This window comes from Aurantimonas sp. Leaf443 (assembly GCF_001425575.1).
In the GTDB taxonomy this organism is placed as follows: Bacteria; Pseudomonadota; Alphaproteobacteria; order Rhizobiales; family Rhizobiaceae; genus Leaf443.
In genome coordinates, this window is the sequence record NZ_LMRD01000006.1 from 316345 (window position 1) to 336068 (window position 19724).

19 protein-coding genes and 1 pseudogene are annotated in these 19724 nt (G+C 69.4%); 11 read left to right on the forward strand and 9 right to left on the reverse strand.

What is annotated here, in order from left to right; translation table 11 throughout:
- Positions 1-206 precede the first annotated feature (206 nt).
- Positions 207-995, forward strand: a complete 789-nt coding sequence (locus ASG48_RS06145) for an outer membrane beta-barrel protein (RefSeq protein WP_055846750.1) — start codon at positions 207-209, stop codon at positions 993-995.
- Between the two features lie 114 nt (positions 996-1109).
- Here ASG48_RS06145 and ASG48_RS06150 read toward each other — a convergent pair whose 3' ends face one another.
- On the reverse strand, positions 1110-2018 hold the full coding sequence (locus ASG48_RS06150; RefSeq protein ID WP_055846753.1) for a carbohydrate kinase: 909 nt from the start codon (positions 2016-2018) through the stop codon (positions 1110-1112).
- Positions 2019-2115: 97 nt separating this feature from the next.
- Positions 2116-2862: a DUF3750 domain-containing protein gene (locus tag ASG48_RS06155; protein WP_055846755.1), complete on the reverse strand. Its 747-nt coding sequence runs from the start codon at positions 2860-2862 to the stop codon at positions 2116-2118.
- A 205-nt stretch (positions 2863-3067) separates the two neighbouring features.
- Between ASG48_RS06155 and ASG48_RS06160 the strand changes: the two genes are divergently transcribed.
- Entirely contained in the window at positions 3068-4075 is a 1008-nt protein-coding gene (locus ASG48_RS06160) for an asparaginase (protein WP_055846758.1), read from the forward strand.
- Between the two features lie 5 nt (positions 4076-4080).
- On the opposite strand, the gene ASG48_RS06165 is transcribed toward ASG48_RS06160, so the two are convergent.
- Positions 4081-4902: an NYN domain-containing protein gene (locus ASG48_RS06165; RefSeq protein ID WP_055846762.1), complete on the reverse strand. Its 822-nt coding sequence runs from the start codon at positions 4900-4902 to the stop codon at positions 4081-4083.
- Positions 4903-5109: 207 nt separating this feature from the next.
- Between ASG48_RS06165 and pqqA the strand changes: the two genes are divergently transcribed.
- The 4 genes and pseudogenes from pqqA to pqqE all read left to right on the forward strand — a co-directional run bounded on the left by pqqA (position 5110) and on the right by pqqE (position 8379).
- On the forward strand, positions 5110-5256 hold the full coding sequence (gene pqqA / locus ASG48_RS18520) for a pyrroloquinoline quinone precursor peptide PqqA (RefSeq protein WP_082529277.1): 147 nt from the start codon (positions 5110-5112) through the stop codon (positions 5254-5256).
- A gap of 42 nt (positions 5257-5298) precedes the next feature.
- The gene (gene pqqB / locus ASG48_RS06170) at positions 5299-6213 is read left to right on the forward strand and encodes a pyrroloquinoline quinone biosynthesis protein PqqB (RefSeq protein WP_055847940.1); all 915 of its coding nucleotides are present in this window, start codon (positions 5299-5301) and stop codon (positions 6211-6213) included.
- Positions 6174-7228 (forward strand): annotated as a pseudogene (pqqC, locus tag ASG48_RS06175) (pyrroloquinoline-quinone synthase PqqC). Before pqqB ends, pqqC begins: the two are co-directional and overlap by 40 nt.
- A gap of 5 nt (positions 7229-7233) precedes the next feature.
- The gene (pqqE, locus tag ASG48_RS06185) at positions 7234-8379 is read left to right on the forward strand and encodes a pyrroloquinoline quinone biosynthesis protein PqqE (protein WP_244486827.1); all 1146 of its coding nucleotides are present in this window, start codon (positions 7234-7236) and stop codon (positions 8377-8379) included.
- Between the two features lie 15 nt (positions 8380-8394).
- Here pqqE and ASG48_RS06190 read toward each other — a convergent pair whose 3' ends face one another.
- From ASG48_RS06190 to ASG48_RS06200, 3 genes are all read right to left on the reverse strand, one after another.
- On the reverse strand, positions 8395-9450 hold the full coding sequence (locus ASG48_RS06190) for a magnesium transporter CorA family protein (protein WP_200939570.1): 1056 nt from the start codon (positions 9448-9450) through the stop codon (positions 8395-8397).
- 179 nt (positions 9451-9629) lie between these two features.
- Entirely contained in the window at positions 9630-11309 is a 1680-nt protein-coding gene (locus ASG48_RS06195) for a sensor histidine kinase (protein ID WP_055846772.1), read from the reverse strand.
- Between the two features lie 180 nt (positions 11310-11489).
- The gene (locus ASG48_RS06200; RefSeq protein WP_156381474.1) at positions 11490-11867 is read right to left on the reverse strand and encodes a hypothetical protein; all 378 of its coding nucleotides are present in this window, start codon (positions 11865-11867) and stop codon (positions 11490-11492) included.
- Between the two features lie 109 nt (positions 11868-11976).
- Here ASG48_RS06200 and ASG48_RS06205 point away from each other — a divergent pair, with 109 nt between their 5' ends.
- Entirely contained in the window at positions 11977-13647 is a 1671-nt protein-coding gene (locus ASG48_RS06205; RefSeq protein ID WP_055846778.1) for a helicase HerA-like domain-containing protein, read from the forward strand.
- Between the two features lie 73 nt (positions 13648-13720).
- The gene (locus tag ASG48_RS06210; protein WP_055846781.1) at positions 13721-13972 is read left to right on the forward strand and encodes a TM2 domain-containing protein; all 252 of its coding nucleotides are present in this window, start codon (positions 13721-13723) and stop codon (positions 13970-13972) included.
- A gap of 63 nt (positions 13973-14035) precedes the next feature.
- Here the strand turns inward: ASG48_RS06210 and ASG48_RS06215 are convergent, their stop codons facing one another.
- The 3 genes from ASG48_RS06215 to ASG48_RS06225 all read right to left on the reverse strand — a co-directional run bounded on the left by ASG48_RS06215 (position 14036) and on the right by ASG48_RS06225 (position 17270).
- The gene (locus ASG48_RS06215; protein ID WP_055846784.1) at positions 14036-15607 is read right to left on the reverse strand and encodes an FAD-dependent oxidoreductase; all 1572 of its coding nucleotides are present in this window, start codon (positions 15605-15607) and stop codon (positions 14036-14038) included.
- A 100-nt stretch (positions 15608-15707) separates the two neighbouring features.
- Positions 15708-16418, reverse strand: coding sequence for a L,D-transpeptidase (locus ASG48_RS06220; RefSeq protein WP_055846786.1), 711 nt, complete (start codon positions 16416-16418; stop codon positions 15708-15710).
- A 189-nt stretch (positions 16419-16607) separates the two neighbouring features.
- Complete coding sequence (locus tag ASG48_RS06225) at positions 16608-17270, reverse strand: haloacid dehalogenase type II (protein ID WP_055846788.1); 663 nt, start codon at positions 17268-17270, stop codon at positions 16608-16610.
- A gap of 207 nt (positions 17271-17477) precedes the next feature.
- On the opposite strand from ASG48_RS06225, the gene ASG48_RS06230 reads away from it, so the two are divergent.
- The 3 genes from ASG48_RS06230 to ASG48_RS06240 all read left to right on the forward strand — a co-directional run bounded on the left by ASG48_RS06230 (position 17478) and on the right by ASG48_RS06240 (position 19720).
- Complete coding sequence (locus tag ASG48_RS06230; RefSeq protein ID WP_055846791.1) at positions 17478-18335, forward strand: branched-chain amino acid aminotransferase; 858 nt, start codon at positions 17478-17480, stop codon at positions 18333-18335.
- 106 nt (positions 18336-18441) lie between these two features.
- On the forward strand, positions 18442-19041 hold the full coding sequence (locus tag ASG48_RS06235; RefSeq protein WP_055846793.1) for a superoxide dismutase: 600 nt from the start codon (positions 18442-18444) through the stop codon (positions 19039-19041).
- A 229-nt stretch (positions 19042-19270) separates the two neighbouring features.
- Positions 19271-19720 carry a cytochrome c gene (locus ASG48_RS06240; RefSeq protein WP_156381518.1) on the forward strand — a complete coding sequence of 150 codons (450 nt, stop codon included), beginning with the start codon at positions 19271-19273 and terminating at the stop codon, positions 19718-19720.
- Positions 19721-19724: the final 4 nt, after the last annotated feature.

A 19724-nucleotide genomic window follows, 5' to 3' on the forward strand; every position in this document is an offset into this window, starting at 1 on the left:
GACATTCTTCACGACGTCGAGTGCGCGCGATGGGCCCCGTTGCTCAACGGCCACAAGACGAAGGAGAACAGTTTCCTGCCATTTTCTCGGCCAGGGAGCGATCCATAACCACCGGCATCCCGCAAGGACGCGGATCCGGTTTCCGGCAACGGTTCAGGACCCTCGTCCGGAAAGCGTCGCATCAGCGACAGAATGGAGCCTGCATCATGAAACGCCTCGCCCTGCTTCTTGCCTCGGCGGCTTTCGTCACCCCCGCGCTGGCCGCGGACGTCATCTACGACACGCCCGTCGCCCCCGCCGCTCCCATGGAGATCGCGCCGGTGACCGAGACGAACACCTGGACCGGCCTCTACATCGGTGGCCAGGCGGGCGTCGCCTTCGGCCAGGACAGCAACGACATCCGCTTCGACCCGGAGAACAACGGCGCCTTCGGCGAGACGATCTTCGAGAACGACGACACCAATGCCGGCTTCGTCGGCGGCGGCCACATCGGCTACGACTACCAGTTCGGCAACAACCTCGTCGTCGGCGCCGTGGCCGACCTCAACTATATCGACGCCGAGACCAGCCGCAGCTACTCGATCGACGGCAACCGCTTCGGCGTCTCCGAGGATCTCGACTATTTCGGCACCGTGCGCGGCCGCCTCGGCTACGCGATGGACAGCATCCTGGTCTACGGTTCGGGCGGTCTGGCCTATTCCGGCTACAACCGCGACAACTCCTTCCCGTCGGTCCCGACCAACTCGCTGGCCGGCTACACGTTCAAGGAAGACGGCGACGACGTCGACGTCGGCTACTCGGTCGGCGGCGGCATCGACGTGATGGCCACGCGCAACATCTCGTTCGGCGTGGAATATCTGTACACGAACCTCGGCAAGAACGACTATTCGGTCGAGGCGACCAACGGTTCGAACACGATCGACCTGACCTCGACCTCGAAGGACGATCTGGACTTCCACACGATCTTCGCCAAGGCCTCCTACCGCTTCAACTGAGCGGCGCCAGCCGCCGCCTGCCGGCCTGGCGGCCGGCAGGGTCGCGTTCCCCATGACGAAAGGCCCGGCGGAGCGATCCGCCGGGCCTTCTTTCCGTTCGTCTTGCGCCGAGGCTCAGGCGAGCGGCGGCAGGCCGAGATCGGCGCGGCGCGGCAGGTCGGCGCCGCGGCGCGAGCAGGTGACTGCGGCCGCGTTCGCGGCGAAATCCAGCACGTCGTCGATCAGGGCCTTGGGCGCGCGCAGGAGCGCCGAGCGCGAGAGGGCCGAGCGTTCCTTCAGGCCCGCCAGGAGCGCCGCCTGGAACGTGTCGCCGGCGCCCACCGTGTCGGCGACGACGATCCGCCGTCCGCCGATCGACGTCTCCAGCCCGCTGCCGCTGAGCGCCACCGCGCCGATCCAGTCGGCGAGGACCGCTTCCGGCGCGCGGCCGGGATAGAGTTGCTCCAGATCCTCGTCGCTCGCCTTCACGAGCGCCGCGTGCGGCACGATCTCGGCGACCTTCGCGCGCCAGATGTCGAGATCCGGCTCGATCGAGGCGCGCACGTTCGGATCGTAGGAGACGAAGCGGCGGTCGTTTTCCTGGCGCAGGAGGGCGACGAGCGCGCCGGCGGTCGGCTCGGTCACGGTGGAATAGGAGGCGAGATGGATCGCCTCGAGTTCGGCCGGCATCGGGTTCGGCACGTCGGACACTTCGATCGAACGGTCGGCCGTGCCGTCGATGTAGAAGACGTAGGCCGCCGAGCCGTCCGGTTTCAGCGAGACCATGGCGAGCGTCGTGTTGCGGTCCGTCGGCACGAGGAGCCGCTGGTCGATCGCCTCGCGCTCCATGAAGGCGCGGATGCGCTGGCCGAACAGGTCGCTCGAGATCTTGGTGAAATAGGCCGCGTGGTGCCCGAGGCGCGCGAGGCCCAGCGCCACGTTCAGCGGCGAGCCGCCGATGCGCCCGTTCAGGGCGATGCGCGAGACGTCGTCGTCGCCCTGCGCAAAAAGATCGAACAGCGCGTCGCCGCAGCTCAGGAACATGAACGCCGCCTCCAGGGTCTGACCATCGCGAGAAGATGGCAAGGGTCGCGCTAGCAGGAAAGCGCGGCGCGAGAAAGCGCCGAGCGCGGGCGGCGCGTCAGTCCGGCAGAAGTCCGAAGCGCCCGAAGGCCGGAATCTTGACCGCGAGCCGCAGCGGATCGATTCCGGCGACGAGGCCGAGGAAGTTGACCTCCAGCCCCGACGTGCGGCCGGCGACGATGCCGGCATAGCCGGCGAGCGAGAGGCGCAGGTCCCCGAGCGCGGGTTCGAACGAGACGAAGCCGCCGTCCGAAGGATAGTCGCGCCCGACCGCCGCCGAAGGGAGGGTGGCCTGCAGCGCCGGCACGTGGCGCATGACATGGGCGACGAACGTGTTGGAGTTCGGGCCGGGAAAGATGCGGTAGCCGCCGGGACGGGCGAAGGGATAGTCGGCGATGGCCGCCCGCACCGTCGGGATCAGCGCTTCGGCTTCGGGGCCGGTGCGCGCCACCACGATATGGGGCGGGTTCGAGTACCAGCGCCCGTCCGCCGGATAGCCGTCGCGGCGGATCGGACTGCCCCAGCCCACCTTGTCCCAGCGCTCGTAGCGCCCGGCGCCCTTCTCCTTCACCACGATCCAGGAATGTTCGGAGAGCGAACCCTTCAGCCCGCCCGTGCGCGCGGCGAGGACATAGACCGCCGCCGCCTCGCTCTCGCCGGCGGCGGGCAGGAGCTCCGCCGAGGTCCAGTTCGCGTCGCGCCAGGAGGACGGGTGCTCCCCGAGCTTCCAGAGCAGCGCGGCCAGCGCGGCGGGCAGGACATAGACGACGAGGAGGACGAGAAGGACGATCTTGAAGATGCGCATGATCCACGAGGCGGAGGACGGTCGGACCTTTCGAACATGACCATCGCCGCCGCGCTTGGGAATGCTGCGTCGCGTCACAATGACGGCATGGCGGGCGCCCCGGCGGGTCGGCTCGGGGGCGACGCTTGGCAAGCGCGCCTGCGCCGGGCATGACGTCGCGGCGCCGCGCGAGCGGAGCGCGAGAGTGCTGGAGGAGGCGGCAGGCATGGACAATCCGGTTCTCGTCGAGGTGACCCGCGGCGGGATCGTCGAAAGCGCCCATCGCGGCGCGGTCTCGGCGATCGACGCGGCCGGCCGGGCGATCCTCTCGATCGGCGACACGGCAAGGCCTGTCTTTCCGCGCTCGGCGGTGAAGGTGCTGCAGGCCCTGCCGCTGATCGAGACGGGAGCGGCGGATGCTTTCGGCTTCGGTCCGCGCGAACTCTCGCTCGCCTGCGCCTCCCATTCGGGCGAGCCCGGCCATGTGGCGCTGGCCGCCGACATGCTGGCGCGCGCCGGTCTGAACGAGGGCGCGCTCGAATGCGGCTGCCACTGGCCGTTCGATCTGCCGGTCGCGCTCGATCTCGCCCGCGCCGAAAGGCGCCCGGGGCCGCTGCACAACAACTGCTCGGGCAAGCATGCGGGCTTCCTCGCCACGGCCGTCCATGCCGGCGAGACGGTCTCGGGCTACGTGGCGGCCGACCATCCCGTGCAGCGCCGGGCCCGCGCGGCGATGGAGGCGGTGACGGGCTGCGATCTCGGCGCGGACGCCTGCGGCACCGACGGCTGCTCGATCCCGACCTATGCCGCGCCGCTCGAGGGTTTCGCGCGCGCCTTTTCGCGGCTCGTCTCGTCCGGTTCCGCCCTGCCGGCGGATCGCCGCGCGGCCGGGCGCCGGCTGATCGAGGCCTGCATGGCGCATCCGTGGGAGATGTCGGGCACCGGCCGCGCCTGCGAGCGGCTGATGGCGGCGGCGCCGGGCCGCGTCTTCGCCAAGACCGGGGCCGAAGGCGTCTTCTGCGGCGCGCTGCCCGATCTCGGGATCGGTTTCGCGCTGAAGATCGACGACGGGGCGACGCGGGCCTCCGAAGCGCTCGTCGCCGCCGTCATCGCGCAGCTCCTGCGCCGCGAGGACGCAAGTCTGGCCGAGCGGTTCGACGAGCTATCCCGCACCACGCTTCGCAATTGGGAGAAGGTCCCGGTCGGCGAGGTGCGGGCGCGCGCGCTGCTTTGAGGCGCTCAGTCCGCCGCCGGCGCGGCCTTGGCGGCGGGGCGCTTGCCGCGGCCGCCGCGCGAGGAGCGGGCGGCGCGCGGGCGCGGCGGCTCGACGGGCTTCAGGCGGATGCGCACCGCGCCGCCCTCCGGCTCGTCGAATTCGTAGGCGCCCGTCGAGCGCACGAGATCGGAGAGCTTGCGGAAACCGTAGGTGCGCGGGTCGAAGTCCGAGGCAAGGTTCAGGAGCTGCTTGCCGAACGTGCCGAGATTGACCCAGCCATCCTCCGAATCCATCTGCACGATGACGCGGCGCAGCAGCGCCACGGCCTCGTCGGGCTCGAGCAGCGAGCCGACCTGCACCGGCTCCTCCGCCTTGCCGGCGACGGTCGCGCGCGCCGGCATCAGGTTCTCGGTATAGACGAAGCGGCGGCAGGCCTGGCGGAAGCTTTCCGGCGTCTTCTGCTCGCCGAACCCGTAGGCGTCGATGCCCTCCTCGCGGATGCGCGCGGCAAGCCGCGTGAAGTCGCTGTCGGAGGAGACGAGGCAGAACCCGTCGAAGCGGCGCGAGTGGAGAAGATCCATGGCGTCGATGACGAGGGTGATGTCGGAGGCGTTCTTGCCCGTCGTGTAGGCGAACTGCTGCTGCGGGATGATGGCGAAGCGGGCCAGCACGTCCGCCCAGCCGCGCGAGCGCTGGCTGGAGAAGTCGCCGTAGATGCGCCGCACGCTGGCCTCGCCGATCTTGGCGATCTCCTCGAACAGGCCGTCGACGATCTTGGGCGAGGTGTTGTCGGCATCGATCAGCACCGCCAAGCGGGGCGTTCGCTCGGTTTTGGTCAGGGACATGCTGGCAGACCTCAAGAATCGCGATGCTAGCCACCTACCGCATTTCGCCCAAAGCGCCAGAGGCAGACGCCGCATTCGGCAATCGTCTTCACGCCGCGATGACATTCGCGCGACACCGGGCCCGGGACTTTTTCCCGATTCCGCGAGGGAGGGATCGATCCGCGCGGCCGGGCCTTTTGCTAAGGTCCGCACTGGGATAACTTCCCGATGGTGGGCATGACGAAATATCGGTCTGCCGGCATCGCCGGAGCGGACCTGCCTTTTGGGAGAAGAGCAATGGCCTGGAAAAAGCCCGTCGTGACGGAAGTCTGCGTCGCCATGGAAATCAACGGCTACATGCCGATCGAATTCTGATTGAGCGATATGTCTGACGGCCGCGGGCGGGCTCCGTCCCGCCTGCGGCTTCTCGTGCTCGGCTCCGCTGCCGGCGGCGGCTCGCCGCAATGGAACTGCGCCTGCGAGATCTGCCGGCTGCACTGGGCCGGCGACCCGCGCGTGACGCCGCGCTCGCAATCGTCGATCGCCGCCACGGCGGACGGCGTCCACTGGCTTCTCCTGAACGCCTCGCCCGATCTTCGCGAGCAGATCGTCAGGTGCCGGTCCCTGTCGCCGGTCGAGAGCGCCGCGCAGGGCGAGTTCAGGTCCTCGCCGATCCGAGCCGTGCTCGTGACGAACGGCGACGTCGACCACGTGGCGGGTCTCCTGACGCTGCGGGAAAAGCAGCCTTTCGATCTCTACGCCACCGGCGCGGTCCTCGAAGTGCTGCATGCGAACCCGGTCTTCGACGTGCTCGACCCTTCGCTCGTCACGCCCGACGCGGTGACGCTCGACACGCCGTTCGAGCCGGTGCCCGGCCTCGAGGTCGAGCTCTTCTCCGTGCCCGGCAAGGTTCCGCTCTATCTGGAGCGCGGCACGGTGGATGTCGGCACCGAGGGCGAGATGACGGTGGGCGTGCGGCTCACCGTCGGCGGGCGCACCGCCTACTACATTCCGGGCTGCGCGGCGGTGACCGAACGTCTCGTGGAACGCGTCGGCGGCGCCGATCTCCTCCTCTTCGACGGCACGGTCTACGAGGATGACGAGATGGAGAAGGCGGGCGTCGGCAAGAAGACGGGGCGGCGCATGGGCCATCTGCCGATCGCCGGCCCGGAAGGGAGCCTGAAGGCCTTCGAGACCTGCGCTTTCGGCGCCAAGGCCTATATTCACATCAACAACACGAACCCCATTCTCGTCGAGGGGTCTTCCGCCCGGCGGGCGGTGGAGGCGGCGGGATGGCAGGTCGCCTTCGACGGGATGGAGCTTGCGCCATGACGGCGATGATGGGACGGGACGATTTCGTCGCGGCGCTGCGCCAGATCGGCGCGGAGCGCTATCACCACCTCCACCCGTTCCAGAAGCGGCTGGAGAGCGGCCAACTGACGCGCGAGCAGGTGCAGGCCTGGGCGCTGAACCGCTACTACTACCAGTCGATGATCCCGGTGAAGGATTCGCTCATCCTGGCGCGCCTCACCACGAGCGAACTCCGGCGCGAATGGCGCCAGCGCATCATCGACCATGACGGCACCGACACCGAGCGCGGCGGCATCGAGAAATGGATCGCGCTCACCGACGGCGTCGGGCTCGACCGGGCCTATGTCGAATCGGGCGAGGGCATCCTGCCGGCCACGCGCTTCGCCGTGGACGCCTACGTTCACTTCGTCCACGAGCGCTCGCTTCTCGAGGCCATCGCCTCCTCGCTCACCGAGCTCTTCTCGCCGCAGGTGATCGGCACGCGCGTGCGCGGCATGCTCGAGCATTACGACTTCATCGCGCCCGAAACGCTCGCCTATTTCGACAAGCGTCCCGTCCAGGCCAAGCGCGATTCCGACTTCGCGCTCGACTATTGCGTGACCCATGCGCGGCGCGCCGAGGAGCAGAAGGCGGTGCTCAACGCGCTGCGCTTCAAGTGCCAGGTGCTCTGGGCGCAGCTCGATGCGCTCTGGTACTCCTATGTCGAGCCCGCCATGGTGCCGCCGGATGCCTGGCGGCCGGGCGAGGGGCTTGCGGCATGAGCGCGATCGACGACGCCACCGTGCCGCGCTTTCCCCACGGCGTGCGCTTCCGCGAGGACGCCGTGCGCGGCCAGTTCATCCTCGTCGGTCCCGAGCGGATCTTCAATGCCGACGAGGTGGCGGTGGAGATCCTCAAGCGCGTCGACGGCAAGCGCGACTTCAAGGCGCTGCTCGGCGAACTGACGGCCGTCTTCACCGCCGACGAGGCGACGATCCGGCCGGACGTGGAAAGCTTCCTCGGCGATCTCGCCGACAAGCAGATGGTGCTCCTGTGAACGAGATCGTTCCGCCTCCGACGCCCGCGCCGGCGCCCCTCGAAACCCCGCGCACCGTTCCCGCGCCGCCGCTCGGCCTTCTGGCGGAGCTCACGCATCGCTGCCCCCTGCGCTGCACCTATTGCTCCAATCCGCTGCAGCTCGATCCCCGCTCGACCGAACTCGACACCGACACGTGGAAGCGCGTCTTCGACGAGGCGGCCGCGCTCGGCGTCATCCACCTGCACCTGTCCGGCGGCGAGCCGACCGCGCGGCGCGACATCGTCGAGCTCACCGCCCATGCGCGGCAGGCGGGGCTCTACACCAACCTCATCACCTCCGGCATCGGCGTCGACGAGGCCAAGCTCGACGCGCTGCTCGAAGCGGGCTGCGACCATATCCAGCTCTCGCTGCAGGGGGCGGACGCCGCCGTCACGGAAGCCGTCGGCGGCTATCGCGGCGGCTTCGAGAAGAAGGAGGCCTTCGCGCGCGCCGTCGTCGCGCGCGGCTTCCCGCTGACGCTGAACGCCGTGATCCACCGCGCCAATATCCATCAGGTGCCGGCGATGATCGAGAAGGCCGTCGCCTTCGGCGCCAAGCGACTGGAGATCGCGCATACGCAATATTACGGCTGGGCGTTGAAGAACCGCGGCCAGCTGATGCCGGCCCGCGAGGACGTGGAGCGCACCCGCGTCGAGGTGGAGGAGGCGCGCGAGAGGCTGAAGGGCAGGCTCGTCATCGACGCGGTCTTCCCGGATTACTATGCGAAATATCCCAAGCTCTGCAACGGCGGCTGGGGCACGCGCTCCTTCTCGGTGACGCCCTCCGGCAAGGTCCTGCCCTGCCACGCCGCCGAGACGATCACCCATCTCGACTTCTGGACCGTGCGCGACCATTCGCTGGGCGAGATCTGGGAGCGCGGACCCGCCTTCGAGGCCTATCGCGGCACGTCCTGGATGAAGGAGCCCTGCCGCTCCTGCGAGCGCCGTACGGTCGACTTCGGCGGCTGCCGCTGCCAGGCGCTCGCGCTCACCGGCGACGCGGCCAACACGGACCCGGCCTGCATCAAGTCGCCCCTGCACATGGATCTCGGCGAGATCGCCGCCCGCGAGGCCAGCGCCACGATCGTGCCGGGCGCGGCGGTCTATCGCGGGTTCACGACGGCGCTCTGAGGCGCCGTCCTCTTCTCACAGCCAGTTCTTGCGGCGGAAGAAGAGGAGCGGGACGATGGCCGAGAGCACCATCAGCGCGAGCGCGTAAGGATAGCCGAAGGTCCAGCCGAGTTCGGGCATATGCTCGAAGTTCATGCCGTAGATCGAGGCGACGAGCGTCGGGGGCATGAAGGCGACGGCGCCGACCGAGAAGATCTTGATGATGGCGTTCTGCTCGATCGAGATCATGCCGACCGTCGTATCGAGAAGGAACGTCGTCTTGTTCGAGAGGAACGAGACGAAGTCGTTCAGCGAGGTGATGTCCCGCACCATCGCCTTGACGCGCAGCTTGGCTTCCTTGGTCGGCTTTCGCCGGTCGAGGACGAGCTGGAGGAAGGGCAGGAGGCGGTCGATCGTCGCCAGCCCCTCGCGCACCCGCGAGGACAGATCGCCCGCCGCCCCGATCCGGCGCAGGATGCGCTTGAACTCGGCCGTGCCCGTCGGCTTCGTCCCGTCCGAGGCGGCGAAGATGTCGTCGCCGATGCGGTCGAGATCGGCCGAGATCGTCTCGAGGAGGTCGGCGATGCGGTCGACGACGGTCTCCAGAAGGCCGATCAGGATCTGGTCCGCCGTCGGCGGCTTCTCCAGCCCGTTGCCGTTCGTCATGGGCCGCACCGGGTCCGTGCCGCCCACGGGAATGACGCGATGGTGGTTGTTGATCTCGCGGCAGAGCTTGGCGGCGAAGATCGAGAAGCTCTTGGGCTCCGAATAGCGCAGTGTGACGAGGCGCCCGCCGGCCAGGATGAAAGTGACGGGCGCGAAGGACGGACGACCGGAATCCAGGCCATGCACGACGGAGGCCGTCATGAAGTCCGCGTCGTCCTCGGAATAGAGGCGGCTCGAGACCTCGATCTCGCGCATCTCCTCGCGCGTCGGCACTTCGAGGGCGCAGAGCGCCTCGACCGCCGCTTCCTCCTCGCGCGTCGGATTGGTGAGGTCGATCCACACGCATTCGGGCGGGATGGCGTCGGCGGCGACGCGCTCGGACCGCATATGGCTGCCGCGTGGAACGTAGACCTCGATCACCGGCATTCTCCTTCCTCGGCCGGCCCCTCGTCGGGCCGGATCGCGCGGCGTCGCGGGGCGGAGCGGGGCCGGCGGGCGGACCTAAGCCGAGGCGCCCTTCACGCGCAAGAGCGCGGCGGCCATCCTCGGGGCGCCATGCCGCAGCCGGGCGCAAGCCGTGCGTCCGGTGCGGTGCGGGAGGGCGTTCAGCGCGGCAGGACGGCGTCCGCGGGGGCCGAGAGATGCCAGCGCACGCCGCTCGGCTCGTAGGTCATCTCCACGTCGCCGCCGAGGCCGCGGGCGGTCATCTTCTGGGTGACGAGCGTGCCGAAGCCCGAGCGCTTGGGGGGGACGACGGGCGGTCCGCCCGTCTCGATCCAGGTGACCTCGAACCGTTCCCCGAGGCGCCATTCGATCGAGACCTGGCCCGTGTCGCAGGAAAGCGCGCCGTATTTGGCGGCGTTCGTCGCCATCTCGTGGAAGGCGAGGCCGAGCGTCTGGGCGGCCGTCGGGTTGAGGTTCACCGCGGGGCCGCGCGCCACGATATGCGGCCCGCCGGCGCCGAAGGCCTTCAGCTGCGTCTCCACGAGCCCCTCCATCGACGCGCTGTCCCAGCCGCTGCCGGCCAGGAGGTCGGCGCTGCGCGCGAGCGAGGCGAGCGCCTCCGACAACGTGGCGAGGAACTGGTTGGTGTCGGCGCTGTCCTTGGCGGCGCGGCGCGCGATGGCACCGATCAGCGCATACTGGTTCTTGGCGCGATGGGTCATCTCGCGCATCAGGAAGCGGTTCTGCTCCTCCGCCTCCCGGCGGGCGCGCGAGGCCTGGAACAGGACCTTGGAGACGTCGCTGATCTCCTCGATATGGGTGGCGATGGCCGTCGTCGGTTGGCCGCGCCCGATGGCCTCGGCCTGGCGCGCGAGGCCAACCATCGGCACCGCGATGCGCCGGCCGAAGACGTAGACGACGGCGACGGAGAAGGCGAGCTGCAGGAGGCTCGCCCCGATCAGTACCCGCCAGGAGCGCATGACCGGCTGCCCGACGACGCTGGAGGGAACGGCGACGGTCGTCGTCCAGCCGGTGAGGCTGGAGACGACGGAGGCCTCGATCATCTCGCCGGGGTCGCCGGTGCCGTAGGTCTCGACGATGGAGGGATTGTCGTAGGAGACGGCCCTGCGGCTCTCCATGCGCCCGCCGGCGGACGAGGCGGCGAAGACGCGGTGTCCCTCGCGGTCCTTGATGATCGTCGACCAGGCGCGCGGCAGGTCGCGGTCGGCGATGACGCCGCCCAGCGCCTCCACGTTCTTCACCAGCGACAGGACGTAGGGCACGCCCGAGCCGTAGATCACGGGCAGATAGACCGCGAAGCGGAAGTTGTTGCCGTCGCGCGAGACGAACACGTCCGAGACGCGCGGCTGGCGCGTGGCGAAGACCTCGCGCGCCGTGTCCATGTCGAGCGAGGGCGCGCTCGACCAGCCGGTATCGTTGGCGAGGATCATGGTCTCGAGATCGGGGCCGACCAGCACGGCGCTGAGGTCTGTGTCGACGAGGGCCGCGGCGGTGCGCGCCTTGAAGGCCGGCAGATCGCTGCGCTCGACGGTCGGCGAGGCGGCCAGCACCCGGCCGGCCGTCATCATCCCGTAGATCTCGCGGTCGACGGAGTTGGAGATGAACTCGGCCGTGTCGTTCACCTGCGCGGCCGCGATCTCCTCCTGCTGGCGGGAGAATTGCAGGATGAGGAAGGCGCCGACGAGAAGGGCGGGCACGAGGATCGTGAGGGCGAAGGCCACGAGATGGGCGAGAAGCGGCGGCCGCCGCAGGCGGCGCGACACTTTCAGCGCCCGGATCGCCCGCGTGAAGGACCGTCCGATCTCCGCATCAACTGTCATCGTCCTCGATAAACCCCGTTCGCCGCCGACCCGCTGGCCCGCGTCAAGTCTCCCAGCCGTCCCTGTCAAAGGCCCCCGCCGCTTCGCAGACCTTAACGAAAGGGGAGGGCCGTGACCAGAATCGCGTCGGGCCCGGCGCATTTGCGCCGCGCGCGCCCGGGCCGGCGACGGTGCCGCGGGTCAGACGTAGTCGGCAAGGCCCGGGACGGAGGAGGCGACGCGGTTGACGACGTCTTCGCCCGCATGCGCCTTGGCATGGTCCATCAGCGACGTCGCGACGAGGCGGATCTCGCCCATGTCGAGGCCGAGCCCCATGAGCTTCATGCCGAGGCCCATGATGCCCCCGCCCATCAGGGAGCCGAAGAATCCGCCCCCGCCGCCGCCGGCTTCCGCCGCCGCGATGGCTTCGCCGGCGCCGGGCGTCGCGGCGATCATCGGGGCGGCCTCGGGATCCTCGGCTTCGTCGCGGATGAAGGCGAGGATGTGCCCGATCGCCTTCACCAGCGTCTGCGGATCCTTGCCCGTCTCGGCGGCGAGCCCTGCGACCAACGCTTCCATCTGCACTCTCCCCGAGGATCGCGCCGGTCCCTTTCGCCGGGCGCGCTTTCGGCGCTAGATGCCCCAATTGCGCCGGTTCGGGAAGACGCGCGCCAGGAGAGACGTCGCCATGCTGCAGGACGGCAAGATTCTCGTCGGCGCGAGCCGCGATCCGAAGGATGCGATCAAGGGGCCGGAATATCTCGATCTGAAGCTCGCCAACCGCCACGGTCTCGTGACCGGGGCGACCGGCACCGGCAAGACGGTGACCCTGCAGGTGCTGACGGAAGGCTTCTCGGATGCCGGCGTGCCGGTCTTCTGCGCCGATGTGAAGGGCGACCTCTCGGGGCTCGCCATGCGCGGCGAGGACAGGGACTTCCTCACCCGGAGGGCCGCCGAGATCGGTCTCGAGCCCTATTATCACGACGTCTACCCGACGATCTTCTGGGACATTTTCGGCCGGAAGGGGCACCCGATCCGCGCCACCGTCTCGGAGATGGGGCCGCTCCTCCTGTCGCGGCTGATGAATCTCCCGGAAGCGCAGGAGGGCATTCTCAACATCGCCTTCAAGATGGCCGACGACGACGGCCTCCTCCTTCTCGACCTGAAGGACCTGCAGGCGCTGCTCGCCCATCTCGCCGAGAATGCCGAGGAGGTCTCGCGCCTCTACGGCAATGTCGCCAAGGCTTCGGTCGGCGCCATCCAGCGCGCGCTTCTCGTTCTCGAACAGCAGGGCGCGGCGGAGTTCTTCGGCGAGCCGGCGCTCGCCATCGCCGATCTCATGCGCACGGACCGCGAGGGCCGCGGCATCGTCTCGGTCCTGGCCGCCGACCGGCTGATGATGAACCCGCGGCTCTACTCCACGTTCCTGCTCTGGCTTCTGTCGGAACTCTTCGAAGAGCTGCCCGAGGTGGGCGATCTCGACAAGCCCAAGCTCGTCTTCTTCTTCGACGAGGCGCATCTCCTCTTCGACGGGGCGCCGAAGATCCTGGTCGACCGCGTGGAGCAGGTGGTGAAGCTCATCCGCTCGAAGGGCGTCGGCGTCTATTTCGTCACCCAGAACCCGCTCGACATGCCCGAGGGCGTCCTCGCCCAACTCGGCAACCGCGTGCAGCACGCGCTGCGCGCCTATACGCCGCGCGAGCAGAAGGCCGTGAAGGTGGCGGCCGAGACTTTCCGCCCCAACCCGGACTTCGACTGTTTCGCGGCCATCACGACGCTCGGCGTCGGCGAGGCGCTCGTCTCCACGCTCGGCAAGGGCGGCGTGCCCTCGATGGTGGAGCGCACGCTCATCCGCCCGCCCGCCGCGCGCGTCGGCCCGCTGACCGACGAGGAGCGCGCCGCGATCATCGCCAAGAGCCCGGTGGCCGGACAGTACGACCACGCGATCGACCGGGACTCGGCCTACGAGGTGCTGGTCGGGCGGGCCGACGCCGAACTGAAGCGCGAGGAGGCCGCGCGGGCGCAGGAGGCGCAGGCCGCCGGCCGGGCCGAAGCCAACCGCCGCGCCGAGGCCGCGCGCCGCCGGGCGCAGGCGCCGGAGGAGGAAGAGGCCGAGCCGCCCGTGCGCCGAACCCGCACCGGCTTCCAGCTGCCCGATTTCGGCCTCGGCGACGGCGGCCGGGACGATGCCGCGGAGGAGGCGCCCCGGCGCCGCACCGCGGCGCGCGGGCGCTCCTCCGGCTACCAGCGCCAGACGATCACCGAGACGGTGATGAAACAGGTCGGCCGGACCGTCGCCTCGACGGTCACATCCGCCATCCTGCGCGGCGTCCTCGGCAGCCTGAAGCGGGGGCGGTGAGGAGGGGCGGCGCGGGGGTCTTTCGCGGAAGGTCCGCAATCCCCATCTCCGGTGCCACGCGAAGGAGAGTTCCATGAACGAGAAGTCCGGCCTTGCCTCCTACATCCTGTGGGCGCTGTGCCTCGGCGGCATCTGCGGCCTGCACCGCTTCTATCTGGGGCGGCCCTGGACCGGCCTTCTCTGGCTCTTCACCTTCGGCCTTCTGGGCATCGGGCAGCTCATCGACCTCTTCCTCATCCCCGGCATGCTGCGCCAGGAGAATCTGGAAAAGCGGGTGCGCATGATGGAGCGCGACCGCACGCTCGGCCACCAGCGCCCGATCTGACCTCGGACCCCCGCGCGGTCCGCCGCGCGGGGGCATGTTCATCTGGCGACGGCGACCGGCCGTTCAGGCGATGAGCGTCTTCGGGTCCCAGCCGGCGGCGGCCAGCCTGCCGGCGTCCGGCAGCGTACCGTCCATCATCAGGACGTGCAGAGCCGCCGTTCGGTCGCCCTTGCCGCAGCCGAGGCCCGCCACGACCTTGCCGTCCTTGACGTAGAAGGCGGTGTAGTCGCCGGCTTCGAGATCGCCCTCGATCTGCACCGCGTCGAAGCCCTTGGCGTGACCGACATAGCGGATCGGCGAATATTGCGCCGACCAGAAGAACGGCACGCCCGCGAAGGGCGTCTCGTCGCCCATCATCGCCCCGGCGGCGTGGCGGCCGTGCTGTTCGCCGACGCGCCAATGCTCGATGCGCAGCGGCTCCGGGCGACCGGGCAGCGGCACCTCCGCGATGTCGCCGCCGGCATGGAGACCGTCCTCGGTCATCAGATGCGCGTCGACGGACACGCTCCGGTCCTCCTCGTCGCCCGACAGAACGGACGCGTTCGGGCGGGCGCCGACGGCGACGAGCACGAGGTCGGCCGGCAGCACGGCGCCGTCCTTCAGGCGCACGGCGACGGCGCGGCCGTTCTCCTCATCGAGCCCGGCGAACTCGGCCCTGGTCAGCACGGTCACGCCCTTGCGACGATGGCGTCCGACGATCTCGCCCGCCACCGCCTCGCCGAACTGCTTGGCGAAGGGCAGGGTCTCCCGGGCGACGACCGTGACCGACTTGCCGGACTGGACGAGCGCCGCCGCCGCCTCCATGCCGATGAAGCCCGACCCGACGAGCACGACGCGCTCCGCCTTCGCGGCCGCCGCCTTCAGCGCCTTCGCGTCGGCATGGGTTCTAAGGGTCAGGACGTTCGAGAGCCCGAGGTCCACCCCGTCGAGCGGCGCCGCGGCGCTGCCGGGGGCGACGAAGCAACGGTCGAAGGCCAGTCCGCCCGCCGGGCCGCCCTTCGAGAAGAGGACGCGCTTCGCCGACGCGTCGACGCGCTCCACGGTTCCGGTCAGGCGTTCGATGCCGAGCGTCTCCAGCGTGTCGTGGTCGACGAGCGGCAGCTTCTCGTCGCCCGTCTTGCCCTGGAGGTAGGATTTGGAGAGGTCGGTGCGGTCGTAGGGCGGCTCGTCCTCGGCCGAGATCAGGACGATGCGTCCGTCGAAGCCGCGCTTGACGAGTTCCATCGCGCAGGCAAGGCCCGCCGCGCCCGCGCCCACGATGGCGAAGGTGCGCGTGCCCCCGGTCCGGCGGTCGCTTCCCTCCACCTCCGGGCGGTGCATCTTGGCGCCGTCGGCGATCTCGACGAAGACGCGCCCGTTCTCGACGGAGGTCTCGAAGCGATTGAGGCAGCCGTAGCCGGGCGGCTGTCTGTGGGCGCCGGTCTCGAGGTCGAACACGGCGTGGTGCCAGGGGCAGACGACGGAATTGCCGAAGCGCTGACCCTTCTTCAGCGGCGCGCCCTTGTGGGTGCAGGTGGCGCCGGTCGCCAGGACCCTGTCTCCGTCGCGCGCCAGCAGGATCTTCAGCCCGCCGGCCTCGACCTCCTCGAGGCCGGTGTCCGAGAGGTCGGCGAGGGCGCAGAGATCGTGTCGCATGGAGGAGGGTCCCGTCCGTTGTCTGGAAGCTTTCCAAACGGCGAAGGCCGCGGACCCGTTCCGGTCCGCGGCCTTCCGGCACATGCAGTTCTGCCTTGGCTCAGGCCACGACGCCCTGGGTGACGATGACGGGCGAGCCGGTCGGCACGCGGTCGTAGAGATCGACGATGTCCTGGTTCATGAAGCGCACGCAGCCCGAGGAGTCGGCGGTGCCGATCGTCCAGTATTCCGGCGAGCCGTGCAGGCGGTAGAGCGTGTCGCGGCCGTTCTGGAAGAGATAGAGGGCGCGCGCGCCGAGCGGGTTCATGATGCCGCCCTCCATGCCGTTGGCATAGGGCTCGAGGTCGGGCTTGCGCTCGATCATCTCGCGCGGCGGCGTCCAGGTCGGCCAGCGGCGCTTCCACTGCACGTTGGCCCGGCCGGACCAGCCGAAGCCCTCGCGGCCGACGCCGACGCCGTAGCGCATCGCGCGCCCGCCGGGCATGACGACGAAGGCGAACTTGGCCGCCGTGTCCACGACCACCGTCCCCGGCCGCTCGCCCGTCGGGTCGGCGACCTCCTGCCGGTAGTAGATCGGGTTGACGCGCCGGAGATTGATCGCCGGAATGAGATGCCCGTCATCCTCCATCGGCCCGTACATCGACACATATTGCGGATCGACGCCGCCGAAGGCCGTCATCGGGCTCGGCGCGAAGCCGGAGACGAGGGCGCGGGTGTTGGATGTGCAGCCGGTGAGAAGGGCGCCGGCGCCGATGCCGGCCCCCAGCAAGAGACGGCGTCTCGACATCATGCGGGGATCACGGTCGTGCATCGGTCCAGCCTTCAGCGTTCCGAGGCCGTCTTGGCGCGGCCGTCGCTCTCTTCGTCCGGTGTGAACAGGGCGCGTGTGGCGAAGTTCCGGTCGAAAGCAAGGCAGGGTTAACGGTGTTGTAACGGCGCCACGTTTGCGGGCGACGGAAAGGCCGGCAACGGCCGGCAGGACGTCGTGCCGCCGCCGGTCTCAGCCGAGCGTCGGCAGCCCGCGCAGATCCTTCAGCACCGCGTTCGGCGGCAGGTCGCGATACTCGTCCGGCTCCTCGCCGCGATTGATCCACACCGTGCGGAAGCCGAAGCGCGTCGCGCCAGCGATGTCCCAGCGGTTCGAGGACTGGAAGGATACGGCATCGGGATAGAGGCGGAAGGCGGTCGTGGCGAGTTCGTAGACGGCGGGCGCCGTCTTGTAGACGCCGCAGTCCTGCGCGGAGAAGACCTCGTCGAAGAGGTCCGCGAGGCCCGCCGAGCGCACGGCGCGCGCCAGCATGTCGTGCGACCCGTTGGAGAGGATGGCGAGCCGCGCGCCGCGTTCCTTCAGCGTGCGCAGCGTCGCCGGCACCTCCTCGAAACAGTCGAGGTCGCGATAGGCCTCCAGCAGCTTCTGCCGCAGCGCCCGGTCGGCGCTCGGCACCTTGGCGAAGGCGTAGTCGAGCGCGTGCTCCGTCAGCTGCCAGAAGTCGTAGGCCGTCGTCCCCATCAGGGAGCGCACCCAGGAATATTCCAGCTGCTTGCGCCGCCAGATCTCGGAGAGCGCGCGCGCGTCGGGCCCGAGGGAACCGGCATGGCGGGCCACGGCGGCATGGACGTCGAACAGCGTGCCATAGGCATCGAAGACATAAAGGGACGGCAAGAATCGGCTCTCCTCGGCATTGCCCTTAGCATAGGGCGGCGCGTTTGCGGAGGAAGCGCATGCCAGGGGTGACCGCCCGTCCGCCATGGGCTACAGCCGGTTGCGCCGCCCGCCGCATCCGGCGGGCGCGCCCGTATCGCCGCTCGCATCGGCCTGCGTCATGGCAGGGGCCGAGGCCGGGCGTGCCCCAGGAGGAAAGGCAGTCTCATGGCGCAGGAAGCCGGCCGCACCCGCACCTATCTCGACGGCGAATGGCTGGAGGGGAACCCGCCGATCATCGGCCCGCGCAGCCACGTGTTCTGGATGGCGAGCTCGGTCTTCGACGGCGCGCGCTGGTTCGACGGCGTCGCGCCCGACCTCGACCTCCATGCCGCGCGCGTCAACCGTTCGGCGCTCGCCCTCGGCCTGTCGCCGACCATGGCGCCGGAGGAGATCGTGCGCCTCGCCTGGGAAGGCCTGTCGGGCTTCGACGGACGCACGGCCGTCTACATCCGGCCGATGTACTGGGCGGAGGAGGGCGGCTACATGGGTGTCTCGGCCGATCCGGACTCCACGCGCTTCTGCCTCTGCCTCTACGAATCGCCGATGATCGCGGCCTCCGGCTTCACGCTCGGCGTCTCGCCCTTCCGCCGCCCGACGCCCGAGACCATGCCGACTCTCGCCAAGGCCGGCTGCCTCTATCCCAACAACGCCCGCGCCGTGCTCGAGGCGCGCGGGCGCGGCTTCGGCAACGCGCTCGTTCTCGACATGATCGGCAATGTCGCCGAGACGGGCACGTCGAACGTCTTCATGGCCCGGGACGGCATCGTCTATACGCCGGTGCCCAACGGCTCCTTCCTCGCCGGCATCACGCGCCAGCGCGTCATCGGCCTCCTGCGCGGGGCGGGCGTGGAGGTCGTCGAGAAGTCGCTGACGGTCGCCGATTTCATGGCGGCGGACGAGATCTTCTCCACCGGCAACCATTCCAAGGTGGTTCCCGTCACCGGCATCGAGGGGCGCGAACTGGCGCCCGGTCCCGTGGCCGAGCAGGCGCGTGCGCTCTACTTCGCCTTCGCCAAGGCCTGACGTTGGTTTTCAGCCCGGCGGGCCCTATCTAGCGGCTCGCCCATTCAGACGCGTTCAGGGCCGGCGGCCCTTCGCGCGACACACCTTAAGCCCCAAGGAGAGTCCCATGGCGTTCACGCTCCCCCCTCTGCCCTACGACTACGAGGCGCTCGCGCCCTATATGTCGAAGGAGACGCTCGAGTACCATCACGACAAGCACCATCAGGCCTATGTCGACATGGGCAACAAGCTGGCGGCGGACGCCGGCATGGCCGACGCCTCGGTGGAGGAGGTCGTCAAGGCGAGCTACGGCAAGAACCAGCCGCTCTTTAACAACGCCGCGCAGCACTACAACCACATCCATTTCTGGAAGTGGATGAAGAAGGGCGGCGGCGGCAAGAGCCTGCCGGGCGCGCTGCAGACCGCGTTCGACAGCGATCTGGGCGGTTACGACAAGTTCCGCACCGACTTCGTCGAAGCGGGCAAGGGCCAGTTCGGCTCGGGCTGGGCCTGGGTCGCGCTGAAGGACGGCAAGCTGCAGATCATGAAGACGCCGAACGGCGAGAACCCGCTGGTGCACGGCGCCGAGCCGATCCTTGGCGTCGACGTGTGGGAGCACTCCTACTACATCGACTATCGCAACGCCCGGCCGAAATATCTCGAAGCCTTCGTCGACAACCTCATCGACTGGGACTACGTGCTGGAGCGCTACGAGGCGGCCCGCTAAGCCCCTCGAATCCCGTTCGACCGCTCTCGACGGCCCCGCGACGCCACGGCTTCGCGGGGCCGTTTCATGTCCGTCGGCGCCGCCTCGCGCGAGGGTCGAGGGTTGCGGGCGCAAACGCCGACGTGATGCCCGTTCGGAACGATTCCAGATTGCGTGTCCCTGCGAACTCGGTTCCACTGGCCCCGGGAGCCGCGATCCGTGCGCCGGCCCGAGGAGAGAACCGATGTCGATGAAGCTCACCCTCCTGGCCGCGGCGGCCGGGACCCTCGCGGCGCTCGCCGTCCTTCCCGCGACAGCGCAGGACACCGCGCCCATCAAGGAGCGGCAGGCGCTGATGAAGGAGAACGGCAAGGCCGCCAAGGCGGCCGGCCAGATGCTGAAGGGCGAGACGGCCTTCGACGCGGCGACGGCGGCTCAGATCTTCGCCTCGATGCACGCCACGGCCGCCAAGTTCGGCACGCTCTTCCCCGAAAATTCCAAGACCGGCGGCGATACCGAAGCCGCACCCGCCATCTGGCAGAAGCCGGCCGAGTTCCAGGCGGCCGTCGCCAAGTTCGAGGCCGACACGAAGGCGGCGTCCGAGACCAAGGTCGCCGATCTCGACGCCTTCAAGCAGGCCTTCGGCAAGGTCGCGCAGAACTGCAAGAGCTGCCACGAGAGCTTCCGGGTCGACAAGTAGGCCA